The organism is Vibrio mytili (genome assembly GCF_000830505.1).
GTDB classification, from domain to species: Bacteria; Pseudomonadota; Gammaproteobacteria; order Enterobacterales; family Vibrionaceae; genus Vibrio; species Vibrio mytili.
In genome coordinates this window covers 1-13,396 of record NZ_JXOK01000077.1, presented here as the reverse complement: position 1 = coordinate 13,396, position 13,396 = coordinate 1, and the positions used below count along the sequence as shown (strand labels likewise).

General features: G+C 45.2%; 11 protein-coding genes and 1 pseudogene. All 12 read left to right on the top strand.

Going from position 1 to position 13,396, the window contains the following annotated elements:
* The first annotated feature begins 315 nt into the window (after positions 1–315).
* The 12 genes and pseudogenes from flgB (at position 316) to SU60_RS18515 (ending at position 12,984) form a co-directional block, all read left to right on the top strand.
* The gene (flgB, locus tag SU60_RS18570; RefSeq protein WP_041156836.1) at positions 316–711 is read left to right on the top strand and encodes a flagellar basal body rod protein FlgB; all 396 of its coding nucleotides are present in this window, start codon (positions 316–318) and stop codon (positions 709–711) included.
* A 5-nt stretch (positions 712–716) separates the two neighbouring features.
* Positions 717–1,133, top strand: coding sequence for a flagellar basal body rod protein FlgC (flgC, locus tag SU60_RS18565; RefSeq protein WP_041156835.1), 417 nt, complete (start codon positions 717–719; stop codon positions 1,131–1,133).
* Between the two features lie 17 nt (positions 1,134–1,150).
* Complete coding sequence (flgD, locus tag SU60_RS18560) at positions 1,151–1,858, top strand: flagellar hook assembly protein FlgD (RefSeq protein ID WP_041156834.1); 708 nt, start codon at positions 1,151–1,153, stop codon at positions 1,856–1,858.
* Positions 1,859–1,889: 31 nt separating this feature from the next.
* The gene (gene flgE, locus SU60_RS18555; protein WP_041156833.1) at positions 1,890–3,203 is read left to right on the top strand and encodes a flagellar hook protein FlgE; all 1,314 of its coding nucleotides are present in this window, start codon (positions 1,890–1,892) and stop codon (positions 3,201–3,203) included.
* A 370-nt stretch (positions 3,204–3,573) separates the two neighbouring features.
* On the top strand, positions 3,574–4,323 hold the full coding sequence (locus SU60_RS18550) for a flagellar basal body rod protein FlgF (protein WP_041156832.1): 750 nt from the start codon (positions 3,574–3,576) through the stop codon (positions 4,321–4,323).
* Positions 4,324–4,341: 18 nt separating this feature from the next.
* Complete coding sequence (gene flgG, locus SU60_RS18545) at positions 4,342–5,130, top strand: flagellar basal-body rod protein FlgG (protein ID WP_041156831.1); 789 nt, start codon at positions 4,342–4,344, stop codon at positions 5,128–5,130.
* Between the two features lie 29 nt (positions 5,131–5,159).
* On the top strand, positions 5,160–5,939 hold the full coding sequence (gene flgH / locus SU60_RS18540; RefSeq protein ID WP_041156830.1) for a flagellar basal body L-ring protein FlgH: 780 nt from the start codon (positions 5,160–5,162) through the stop codon (positions 5,937–5,939).
* Between the two features lie 43 nt (positions 5,940–5,982).
* A complete protein-coding gene (locus tag SU60_RS18535) occupies positions 5,983–7,074 on the top strand; it encodes a flagellar basal body P-ring protein FlgI (protein ID WP_041156829.1) in 1,092 nt (363 codons plus the stop codon).
* 16 nt (positions 7,075–7,090) lie between these two features.
* A complete protein-coding gene (flgJ, locus tag SU60_RS18530) occupies positions 7,091–8,038 on the top strand; it encodes a flagellar assembly peptidoglycan hydrolase FlgJ (protein WP_041156828.1) in 948 nt (315 codons plus the stop codon).
* Between the two features lie 163 nt (positions 8,039–8,201).
* A pseudogene (flgK, locus tag SU60_RS18525) lies at positions 8,202–10,141 on the top strand (flagellar hook-associated protein FlgK).
* A 13-nt stretch (positions 10,142–10,154) separates the two neighbouring features.
* The gene (gene flgL, locus SU60_RS18520) at positions 10,155–11,348 is read left to right on the top strand and encodes a flagellar hook-associated protein FlgL (protein WP_041156827.1); all 1,194 of its coding nucleotides are present in this window, start codon (positions 10,155–10,157) and stop codon (positions 11,346–11,348) included.
* 481 nt (positions 11,349–11,829) lie between these two features.
* On the top strand, positions 11,830–12,984 hold the full coding sequence (locus tag SU60_RS18515) for a flagellin (RefSeq protein WP_041156826.1): 1,155 nt from the start codon (positions 11,830–11,832) through the stop codon (positions 12,982–12,984).
* The last annotated feature ends 412 nt before the right edge of the window (positions 12,985–13,396 follow it).

Below are 13,396 nucleotides of genomic sequence, written 5' to 3'. Positions count from 1 at the left end.
AATCCGTAATCCGTAATCCGTAATCCGACGCCTTATATTTGCTCCCGAGAACTCCAACACTCTCTGCTAGAACCTAGAACCTAGAACCTAGAACCTAGAACCTAGAACCTTCCCCTATATCTTTGCCTCACACCTATAACAAGGTGTATCTTTAACAATAGCCAAGTCGATTAGACCTGACATTCCACTAATTGGCTTGTTTATTGCTATCCCAATATACGATAACGGTGAGCAATAATAAGAGGTGTGTTTTTTTGGCACACTACTTGCTTTTTAGTTATTCATACCGGTCAGTTCTTAATTGTAGAGGCAAACATGGCTATATCTTTTGACAACGCATTAGGCATCCACCAGTACACGGTGGGTGTACGTGAACGCAACGCTGAGGTGATTTCCACCAACATTGCGCAAGCAAACACGCCTGGCTATAAATCAAGAGGTTTAGACTTTGCTAAGGAATTGCAGGCGGCAACGTCAGGGGCAAGCATTGGTCTTAGCCGTACTGATGGTCGGCATATTTCTGCCACTACGACTTTGATAGGGGATAAGTTATATCGTCTTCCTACACAACCTGATACGGGTGATGGCAACACGGTCGATTTGGATTTAGAGCGTAACCTGTTTATGCAAAACCAAATCAGACATCAAGCATCACTCGACTTTTTAGGCGGCAAGTTCAAGAACTTAACCAAGGCAATCAAAGGGGAATAATTTAGATGAGTTTATTTAACGTTTTCAATGTGACAGGTTCCGCAATGAGCGCTGAATCCGTTCGTCTGAATACTACCTCAAGCAACTTGGCGAATGCTGATAGTGTCAGTAGCTCTGCGAAAGACACGTATAAAGCGCGTCATGCTGTGTTTGGTGCTGAGTTGAGTAACGCCATGCGTAGTGGCGGTGATACGGTGCCAGTGAAAGTGTTAGGTATTGTGGAAAGTGATAAACCGCTTAATGCGGAATACAACCCAGATCATCCACTTGCAAACGAAGAAGGCTATATCTACAAGCCTAACGTGAATGTAATGGAAGAGATGGCCAATATGATCTCAGCCTCTCGTGCATATCAAACCAATGTACAAGTCGCTGATTCAAGTAAACAAATGCTGCTGCGTACGCTGCAGATGGGTCAATAAGGATAAGGGGGTAGCGTATGGCCGGAATCAATAACGTTGGTCAAAGCGGCTTGTCCTACATTGACCAGCTTAAAAGCCTACAAGACAACAAAAAAACGGAAGAGAGCACGGGTAAACAAGACTTAAAACAAGAAGACTTTTTATCTTTGCTAACCAAGCAGTTGTCTCAACAGGACCCGTTTAAGCCGGTCAGTAATGACCAGATGATTGCGCAAATGGCGTCATTTGCGACCGTCGATGGTATCGGCAAGATGAACACTCAATTTGAGAGTTTGAATTCGTCGATGACATCAAATCAAGCATTGCAAGCCTCCTCGTTGGTTGGACGTGATGTGTTGGTTCCTGGCGCGGCAGGTGTGAAGCAAGATAATGCTTCAATGGCGGCAATGGTGAAGCTTTCGCAACCTATCGACAACTTGTTTGTTCGTGTGGAAAACGCAGCTGGCCAACTGGTTCGTACCTTTGAGGTAGGCGCGAAACCTGCCGGCGACAGCCGAGTGCTTTGGGACGGAAATGATGAAAGCGGAAATCCGTTGCCTGCTGGCAAATACAACGTGAAAGCATCTGGCTTAGTGGATGGAGAATCGAAAGAGTTTCCTGTTTCGACTTATGCCAATGTCAACAGTGTATTGCTGGGTAAAGGCGATGGAAACGTATTACTCAATCTGGCTGGTTTTGAATCGCCAGTTCGACTTGCAGAAGTATTGGAAGTCGGTAAGGCGTAATGAATGGCGCGCTAGATTAGGAGATTTTGGAATGTCATATGTATCTTTAAGCGGTTTGTCCGCCGCTCAATTGGATTTGAATACCACCAGTAATAACATTGCGAACGCAAACACGTACGGCTTTAAAGAGTCGCGAGCTGAGTTCGCTGATGTTTACTCAAACTCTTTATTCACCAATGCGAAAACCACTCCGGGTGGCGGGGCGCAAGCGAGCCAAGTGGCACAACAGTTCCATGAAGGCTCAAGCATCTACACCAATAATCCAATGGATTTGAGAGTGTCGGGAACCGGCTTCTTCTCAGTTGCAAAGGATCGCTTGGTGCCACAACAAAATGAACTGACGCGTAACGGTGCGTTTCATTTGAATAAAGACAATTACATGGTAACCGCTAACGATGAGTTTTTGCTTGGTTACCAAGTAAACCCAGACACTGGTGATGTTTCGTCTTACGAGCCACAGCCAATCAATATTCCGGCTGAGTTTGGTAAGCCGAAGCAGACAGCAAATATTGAAGTAGGCGTTAACTTACCCGCGAATGGTGATCTGAAAGATCCAACTCAGTTTGATTTTTCCGATCCTGATACATATAACCGCTCAACGTCCTCGACCATATATGATTCAATGGGTCAGTCTTACAAGCTAACAACGTATTACTTGAAAGACCAGACTCAGCCGAATACGTGGAACAGTTACTATACCGTAACGGATAAAGAGGGTGAAAAACCATTAAACATCGCCGCTGGTGATACACAAACCCCTTCTGGCCATATTGGTCACACCATGAAGTTCAACAATGATGGTACGTTGGCAAGCCTAAACAGCGGCAACCCAATTACATCCGTTGCACTCGGTGACCCAGCAACAAACACATCGCCTGTCAATTTAAACGGCGCGGATCCTGCTCAAACGTTGAACCTTGGTTTAGATTCCTCGACTCAGTTTGCAGCGCCGTTCGAGCTGACTAAATTCGATGAAGATGGGGCAACCACTGGCTTCTTAACCAAAGTTGACTTTGACGAAAACGGCAGTGTGTTAGGCACCTATTCAAACGGTGAAAACGTGACATTAGGTCGTGTAGCACTGGTTCGTGTTCCAAATGAACAAGGTTTGGATAAGAAAGGCGGTACGCAATGGAATTCCACTCAAGCATCTGGCGATAAGATTTGGGGAGAATCAAACAAAGGTTCTTTCGGTACCATCAATAATGGCTCTTTAGAGCAGTCGAATATTGATATGACCCAAGAGCTGGTGGATCTGATTTCTGCCCAGCGTAACTTCCAAGCAAACTCGCGTTCGCTCGAAGTGCACAACCAGCTGCAACAAAATATCCTACAGATACGTTAATCTGCTTTGCCAAGTATGGTGGTCTTTGGCCACGATGCTTGGTGGTACAACGACATTCATCTGGTGCTTAGCCTAAATAAACCTCAATTTGGGCTAAGCATATTTTGGAAGTTGATTTTTATATTCAAATATATCAGTTAGTTAACTGGTTGCTGTGCCACACCAGCTTGATTCGTTCTCATGCATTACGTGCACATTGCCGATCTTGCCGCCCTTTCGATCAAAATATTGCCACTTAGATCATCGTCTTCCGATGAACTTGCCGCTTAGACTTTCCATTTTTATTGCAACTCATTGATAGTTAATTGAAATTAATGTTGGCATAACTATTGCTTTTACTCCTATGTACAGAGAATTTTTGGAGTAATTTATGGATCGCGCACTGTTTCTCGCAATGAGCGGCGCTAAGCAAAACATGCAAGCTTTGCAATTACGCGCTAACAACTTGGCAAACGTCAGTACGACTGGATTTCGTGCTGATTTAGCACAAGCTCGCTCTATGCAAGCGTATGGAGAAGGTCATCCTTCACGTGTATTCAGCATGACAGAAAGTCCTGGCCATAATTTTGCTCAAGGTAGTGTGATTACCACTGGTCGTGATTTGGACATCACCGTTGAAGGCAGCGGCTGGATTTCTGTATTAGATAAGATTGGTAAAGAAGGGTTGACCCGTAACGGTAATCTCAAGATCGATCAAAATGGCATGTTAATGAATGCCAGTGGTCATGTCGTTCTGGGTGAAAATGATGCGCCCATCACTTTACCGATTCCACTCTCCAAAATCGAAATTGGTCGCGATGGCACAATCTCTGTACTACCACAAGGTGCTCCGGCCGAAGAATTACAAGTGGTTGATCGTATCAAGTTAGTCCGTACTGACGATCAAAGCTTATTTAAAGATACCAATGGATTATTCCGTTATACAACTCCAAACCAGCCTTATGAAGCGGACGCCAATGTCAGCATCCAAACCGGTGCGATAGAGGGCAGTAACGTTAATGCAGTAGGCGAAATGACCGCGCTAATTGACTTACAGCGTCAATTTGAAATGCAAGTCAAGATGATGAGCACCGCTGAAGATATGGATAAATCTTCAGATTCACTGCTTCGTATGAGTTAACAGAGTTAGAGGTTCACTATGCATCCAGCACTATGGGTAAGTAAAACAGGTTTAGACGCCCAGCAAACCAACATTGCAACGATTTCAAACAACTTGGCGAACGCCTCAACGGTTGGCTACAAGAAAAGCCGCGCAGTGTTCGAAGACTTGTTTTATCAAAATATTAACCAACCTGGCGGTCAGTCATCACAAAACACCGAGTTGCCAAGCGGTTTAATGTTAGGCGCAGGTTCAAAAGTGGTGGCCACACAAAAAGTACACACGCATGGTAACGCGCAAACCACATCAAACGCGTTGGACATGATGGTAGAAGGAGATGGCTTCTTCCAAGTGACCTTACCGGATGGCAACTTAGGCTATACCCGTAATGGTCAATTTACCTTAAATGGCGAAGGGACGCTGGTAACGTCCGGTTCCGGTTACCCTGTTGAACCTGAAATTGTAATTCCAGAAGATGCGATATCGATTACAGTAGGCACTGATGGCGAAGTCTCGGTTCGAGTTCGTGGTCAGCAGGACAACCAAGTCGTAGGGCAGTTGACGATAACCGACTTTGTCAACCCCGGTGGCCTAGAGCCTATTGGGCAGAACTTGTATTTACCGACCGGTGCGAGCGGCGACCCACAAGAAGGTGTTCCGGGCTTAGATGGTCTGGGAGAAATCCGTCAATCGATGCTTGAAGCCTCAAATGTCAACGTGACAGAAGAGTTGGTCAATATGATTGAAGCCCAGCGCGTTTATGAAATGAACTCAAAAGTCATTTCATCCGTCGACAAGATGATGAGTTTTGTTAATCAGCAGTTGTAGCGATTAAACGTAGGATTAAGGAATTTATGATGAAAAGACTTTGCCTATTGATGCTGATTGCGACTATGTCTGGTTGTGCTTTGCTGGATCCAATTGAAACGGATGAAGTGAGCCAAGCGACGACCGTAGTAGATGCTGTTGAAGGTGACAAATCAAAGGATGAAAGTGGTGGCTTAGTCGATACTTTACGTGGCAGAAACGACCCCATTGCCGGTGATCCTGCATGGGCCCCAATTCATCCCAAAAAGAGACCAGAACACTATGCGGCAGCGACAGGATCTCTGTTCAACCCTGAACACATTACCGATCTCTATGATGATTCAAAGCCGCGTGGGATCGGCGACATTATTACCGTGACATTAGATGAAACCACAAGTGCTACGAAAAGTGCTAATGCGGATCTATCGAAAAGCAATGATTCCACCATGGACCCGCTTTCTGTTGGCGGTAAAGAGCTGCAAGTTGGGGATAATTACAACTTTTCATATGATTTGAGTAGCAGCAATAGCTTTGTTGGTGATTCGTCAGCGAAGCAAAGTAACAGTATCAGTGGTTATATTACAGTCGAAGTCATTGAAGTACTTGCGAATGGTAACTTAGTGATCCGAGGTGAGAAGTGGATGACCTTGAATACTGGCGATGAATACATTCGTCTGAGTGGCACCATTCGTCCAGATGATATTGCTTATGACAACACAATTGCGTCAAATCGGGTCTCTAACGCAAGAATTCAGTATTCAGGGACGGGTGTGCAACAGGATATGCAAGAGCCTGGATTCTTGGCACGATTCTTTAATGTTGCATTGTAATATGCCGAATTGACGGCAATTTGACTGCAAGAGATAAGTAAACATGAAAAAACTCCTTTTGTTACTGATGAGCGTTGCCGTATTTGCAACAACAGCCCAGGCGGCACGTATTAAAGACGTGGCCCAGGTCGCCGGTGTAAGAAGTAACCAACTGGTAGGTTATGGTTTGGTTTCAGGTTTGCCGGGAACGGGGGAGTCGAATCCGTTTACTGAACAAAGCTTTGCGGCGATGCTGCAAAACTTCGGCATACAAATGCCGCCTGGCACAAAGCCGAAAATTAAAAACGTTGCCGCTGTGATGGTGACTGCAGAGTTACCGCCATTTTCCAAACCAGGTCAGCGTGTAGACGTGACTATCTCCTCGGTTGGTAGCGCTAAGAGCCTGCGTGGCGGCACTTTGCTTCAAACGTTCCTCAAGGGTCTGGATGGTGAAGTCTATGCTGTTGCCCAAGGTAATCTAGTTGTGAGTGGCTTTAGTGCAGAAGGTGCTGACGGTTCTAAAATTGTCGGCAATAATCCAACCGTCGGGCTTATCTCAAGTGGCGCAACGGTAGAGCGAGAAATACCAAACCCATTCGGTCGTGGCGATTATATTACGTTTAATTTACTTGAATCAGATTTTACCACAGCGCAGCGCATGGCAGATGCCGTGAATAACTTCCTAGGTCCTCAAATGGCGAGTGCTGTTGATGCTACCTCCATTCGCGTGCGTGCCCCACGTGATGTTAGCCAACGTGTGGCTTTTTTATCTGCGGTAGAAAATCTCGAGTTTGAGCCCGCGGATGGCGCGGCAAAAATCATTGTCAATTCTCGAACTGGCACCATTGTGGTCGGTAAGCATGTTCGCCTTAAATCGGCTGCTGTGACGCACGGTGGCATGACGGTAGCAATCAAAGAGAACTTAGGGGTCAGTCAACCCAATAGCTTCTCTGGTGGGCAAACCGTCGTCGTGCCTGACTCAGATATTGAAGTGAATGAAGAGCAGGGTAAGATGTTTAAATTTGAGCCGGGCCTCACATTGGACGATCTGGTCCGTGCGGTGAATGAAGTGGGTGCCGCACCCTCCGATCTTATGGCGATATTGCAAGCCTTAAAACAAGCTGGGGCCATTGAAGGCCAGCTAATTATCATTTAATCGTTGGGAGAAGAAGATGGTCAATAATCCTAATGATATCGGTTTTGTTCACGACATCAGCTCGTTAGATACATTACGTCAAAAAGCGGTAAAAGAGGGCGAATCTGGTGATAAGCAAGCATTACATGCAGCGGCTCGCCAGTTTGAATCGATTTTTACTTCAATGATGCTGAAGTCAATGCGTGAAGCCAATGAAGGTTTTGAATCTAACTTTTTAAACAGCCAAAATGAAAAATTCTATCGCCAAATGCTGGATGAGCAGATGGCGAGTGAGCTGAGCTCGTCTGGTTCTATGGGGCTGGCGGATATGATCGTTGCTCAACTTACCGCAGGACAAGGTAAGGATAGCAGTGAAACTGCCATGCGCGAGGCGGCAAATAATGCCGTTGAATACCGTCGTGTAGACCCGAAAAAAGCGCGAGAAATCGAGCAACGCTTAATCGAATCAGGTCAGTTATCTCGCCCTGATGCGAGTGTTCAGGTTCCGCGCCAGGAACCTGCTCGCTTCGAGTCGCCAGAGTCGTTTGTTGCTTCTATGAAGCCATATGCCGATCGCGCAGCGAAAGCGCTCGGCGTTGAGCCATCCCTTCTGATTGCTCAAGCGGCATTAGAAACCGGTTGGGGGCAGAAAATGGTCAAGAATGCTTATGGCAGCAGCAACAACCTGTTTAACATTAAGGCTGATAGAAGTTGGCAAGGTGATAAAGTCACAACACAGACATTAGAGTTTCATCAGAATACGCCAGTGAAAGAGACCGCCGCATTCCGCTCTTACTCTAGTTACCAAGACAGCTTCAACGATTATGTTCGTTTCCTCAATGACAACCCACGCTACGAGACCGCGCTTCAGCAGCGCGGGGACTCGGAGTCTTTTATTCGTGGTATACACAGAGCGGGCTATGCAACCGATCCTAATTACGCAGACAAAGTTCTGCAGGTGAAGGAAAAAATCGAAAGCATGTAATCGCTATAGCTAACTCCGCCTATTTTTACTGATGATTCAGGCTTGCCATTGTGCAAGCCTTTCTTTTACCAAATATTCTCGAAGCTTGTTAGCTGGCACACCTTTTGCTTTGTTTCTGTTAGTGGTCGGAAATTACCGATTTATTTTGTTTTTGGGGGCAGGTATGGCATCAGATCTTCTGAATGTAGGTACGCAAAGTGTACTTACGGCTCAGAGGCAGTTAAATACGACTGGTCATAACATTTCTAATGTTAATACAGAAGGTTACAGTCGTCAGTCTGTGGTGCAGGGAACCAACGATCCACGTCAATATGGCGGATCAACCTACGGGATGGGTGTACATGTGGAAAATGTTCGCCGCTCTTGGGATCAGTTTGCCGTTAAAGAGCTCAACATGTCCTCAACGAACAATGCAAACAAAACCGATACGCAAAACAATCTCGATATGCTGTCTAGCATGCTGAGTTCGGTATCATCCAAGAAAATCCCAGAAAACTTAAACGAATGGTTCGACGCAGTGAAAACCATGGCGGACACTCCGAATGATTTAGGTGCGCGCAAAGTGGTGTTGGAAAAAGCCAAAATCTTTTCTGATACATTGAACGATTTTCATGAAAGCGTGCGGCTACAATCCGATGTGACTAACAAAAAACTAGACATGGGGATTGAGCGGGTAAACCAGCTCGGGCAAGAAATTCGCGATATTCATCGTCTTATGATGCGCACACCTGGACCACACAATGATTTGATGGACCAGCATGAAAAGTTAATTGCTGAGCTGTCAGAGTACACCAAAGTCACGGTGACGCCACGTGCTAATGCCGAAGGCTTTAATGTTCACATCGGCAATGGTCATACATTAGTTTCGGGAACGGAATCCAGTCAGCTAAAAATGATTGATGGTGATCCTGACGTTCACCAGCGTCGATTGGCCATGGTCGAAGGCGAGGGCATCAAACCGATCAAAGCGGACGATATTGACGGAAAAATTGGCGCATTACTGGATATGCGAGACCAACATATTCCACAACTGCTTGATGAGATGGGGCGTTTGGCTACTGGCTTTTCATACAAGGTCAATCAGCTTCAATCTCAAGGTTTGGATTTAAATGGTCAAGTAGGTCAAGACATTTTTACCGATGTAAATGCGGATCGGGTGGCGAAATCTCGCGTCTTTGCCGCGCCAAATTCTCAAGCAGATGTTGCTGTCTACATTGATGACATTGCTGCGATTAAAGGCGGTGAGTACTCGCTTCGTTTTGACGGTAGCCAGTACAGCGTGACAACGCCAAAAGGTGAGCAGATTAAGCTGGATATGGCTCAATCGGAATCGTCTTTTGTATTAGACGGCATGCGAGTACAAATTGGTGAAGGCTTGCGCCTGGTGAACGAGTCTTGCTTCGTCCGACACGCAGTGGTGCTGCCATTATCAAAATGGAAACCAACGACGCCAAAGCCATCGCGGCTCAAAGTTATGAGGCGTCCACCACGTTTGCTCAAGGGGATGCAAAGTTTAAGATTCTGGCTGCGGGGGATGTGAAAGAGTTTGAAGTCACACTACAAGCAGCGGATCAAACACATGACACACCATGGCTCAAAATCACTGACAACAAAGGGAATGTCTTGTCAGATCAATATTCGTATCCGCTAGATAAACAAAATCCACGTATCGAAATATCAGTGCCTGAGAATCACCCCCTGTACAAAAATGGCAGTAAGACGGTATTCGAATTAACCGATGGTGCGTTGCTCAACGATAAGTTTACCGCGAACTTGGTGCCGTCAGAAGGTGATAACGGCAACCTGAGAAAAATGCAGCAGTTGCAAACGAACAAAGTGATGGATGACCAGTCGAGTACCCTGATTGATGTCTACCACAACCTAAATACCGAAGTTGGACTTAAATCTTCGACAGCGAATCGCTTGGCATCCGTAGCAAGCTTAGAACTTGAAGCTGCGCAAGAGCGCGTTGCCTCTATATCGGGGGTCAACCTCGATGAGGAAGCCGCCAATATGATGAAATTTCAGCAAGCTTACATGGCATCTTCGCGCATCATGCAGGCCGCGAATGATACGTTCAATACCATTTTACAACTGAGGTAAGGAGAAGAGATAAGTGTTAACCCGAATTTCTAGTTTCCATAACTATCAGTCAGTACAAAATGACTTACGCCGCCAAGAAAACAAAGTTCATCACAATCAAGAACAATTGGCATCAGGTAAGCAATTATTGAAGCCCAGTGATGATCCCTTGGCGACGCATTACATTCAGAACATAGGTCAGCAACAAGAACAACTCAACCAATACTTAAACTCTATCGTCCTAGTTCGCAATCGCTTAGAAAATCAGGAAGTGATGGTTTCGAATGCGGAAGATTTTGCTGATGAGTCAAAGCGACTCACGATGGAAATGATCAATGGTTCGTTTTCTGCAGAAGACAGAGCTGCTAAAAAACGTGAGTTGGAAGAGATCGCCAATAACTTTCTTAACCTAGCTAACTCGCAAGATGAATCCGGTAATTATGTATTTTCCGGCACAAAACCTAAAAATCAGCCTTTTTATCGCGATCATCATGGCGATGTTCAATACGCAGGTGATGATTACCAGCGCAAGATGAAAGTATCTAACATGCTCGAAATGGCAATGAATGACCCCGGTAGCAAGCTATTTATGGAGGTGCCAAACCCGTTTGGTGACTACCAGCCGAATTATAACTTACAACAAGGCTCAGAGCTGCTGTTACGTAAGGCAACCAATCTTGATGAATCAGATGATGCTTCCTATCGAGTGACGTTTGTCGATATGAGTAGCGGCAAGTTTGGTTATCAGCTTGAACGCAATGGTAAAGTTGTGGATGCGGATGAATTTTCACCGGGTAAAGGCATTGAGTATCAAGGGCTCAAATTACACGTTAAAGGACAGATCACTGCGGGTGACAGTATTGAGATTGAAAAGCGTGATGCGTTTAGTATTTTTGATACGTTTAACCAAGCGATGTCATGGTCAGAAAAGCCTGTATCAGACGCCTCAGCAACGGCGGAGCTCCACCAGATGACAGAGGAGTTTCAAGCAGCGTTTGTGCATTTAAACAAAGCACGAACCGATGTAGGGGCAAGATTGAGCACGCTGGATATCCAAGAGCAAAATCATGAAGACTTTAACTTGTCACTCGCTAAGGCAAAAAGCAATTTTGAAGATCTGGATTACTCCAAAGCGGTGATTGAATTTAGTGAAAACTCAAGAGCTTTACAGGCGTCACAGCAAGCCTTCGGTAAAACGAAAGATCTGACATTATTTAATTACATTTGATGCGTCTGTCGTGAAAGGTTGAATGTTGTAAAAGCAGTAGACGATGAATTTTTAAGCCTTATGAGCCATGCCTTAAGTGCACAAAATTCCTTCGTACGATGTGTTTTTTTATATTCAACTTGGTGAGTTTTGCGGCAGGTTTTTACCGAATGCGGCAATGAATCTAGCGGCAAACTCAGTGGCAATCATCGGATGCCATGCTTGATAAACAGCAAATAGTGTTGAAACTACTAACTTAAGATTTATTTTAACTAATTGTTTTATATTGCTTTTGTTGTTTTATTTGAAGGGGTTGTTAAGTTGGCATACAAATTGAATTGTATTAAACAGCAAACAAATAAATCGAAACCTGTTTCTAGAATCTAAATCCTATGTCGTGATGGCAGCAGGTTTAGCAAGTGATTTTTACGGTCAGTGCTTATCCAAATGAGAGTAAAGCTGGCCGCTTCGCAGAAGCTTGCGAACTCAAAAGGAGAGCAAAATGGCTGTAACAGTAAGTACTAACGTTTCCGCGATGACCGCGCAGCGTTACCTGAACAAAGCGACCGATGAACTTAATACTTCGATGGAGCGTTTATCATCGGGTCATAAAATCAACAGTGCGAAAGATGACGCTGCAGGTTTGCAGATCTCGAACCGTTTGACGGCACAGTCTCGTGGCCTTGATGTTGCGATGCGCAACGCAAACGATGGTATTTCTATTGCGCAAACGGCCGAAGGTGCAATGAACGAAGCGACGTCTGTTATGCAGCGAATGCGTGATTTGGCTATCCAGTCATCTAACGGCACAAACTCTCCCGCTGAGCGTCAAGCGATCAATGAGGAGTCGTCAGCATTGATTGATGAACTGAACCGTATTGCTGAAACAACCTCGTTTGGTGGCCGTCGATTGCTCAATGGTTCGTTTGGTGAAGCCGCATTCCAGATAGGTGCAAGCTCGGGTGAAGCCATGATCATGGGGTTAACCAGCATTCGTGCTGATGACACCCGTATGGGTGGCGTGACCTTTTTATCCGAAAACGGCAAAGGGAAAGATTGGCAAGTGGATCCTGCGCAATCTGACCTGAGTATTACGCTACCAGGCATGGGGCAGGATGAAGATGGTAATGTTGATGACTTAGAAATCAATATAACGGCCAAAGCAGGGGATGATATTGAAGAACTGGCCACTTACATTAACGGTCAATCTGATATGATTAATGCGTCGGTGAGTGAAGATGGTAAACTTCAAGTGTTTGTTGCGCACCCAAATGTTCAAGGTGATATTTCAATTTCTGGCGGATTAGCATCGGAGCTTGGCTTGACTGATGAAGCGATTAGAACCTCGGTACAAGATATTGATATGACGACGGTTCAAGGCTCACAGAACGCTATATCTGTGTTGGATTCAGCACTCAAGTATGTGGACTCACAACGTGCTGATCTTGGTGCGAAGCAGAACCGATTGAGCCACAGTATTAACAACTTGGCCAATATCCAAGAAAACGTTGACGCTTCAAACAGCCGAATTAAAGACACCGATTTTGCGAAAGAAACCACGCAAATGACGAAAGCACAAATTTTGCAGCAAGCAGGGACCTCGATTCTTGCTCAAGCGAAACAGTTGCCAAACTCTGCAATGTCACTATTGCAGTAGTTTATCTGACCTGTATTCAATTCATCCAGACGTGGATGCGAATACAGGTTTTTGGCAAGCAACTTTATAACATTATGAGCGGCTCTCTCATCTCTCACCTGCCAATCATTTTCAATGTAAAGTTGCACTCGGTATGCCGGATGTGTGTTCATTTCTCTTGATCTCCACATGGCTCTGGCGACCAACCCAGCCCCAGTTCTCTCAAAGGAAAAGGGGCTTTTTCTTTTCTGCTAATCCTCGTCATCCCTCTTAATCTTTTTCTACCTAACGTCCACACGACGTCTGCCTACTACTTGAGCCACTCGGCTTGTTTTTTTGAAACTTGAGCGTTTTTTACTACTTTTTCCCAATTTTATTAACAAAGTCTCGCTAGGTTACTTTTTTCTAATTTTCTCTAAAGCTTCTGAGCTGA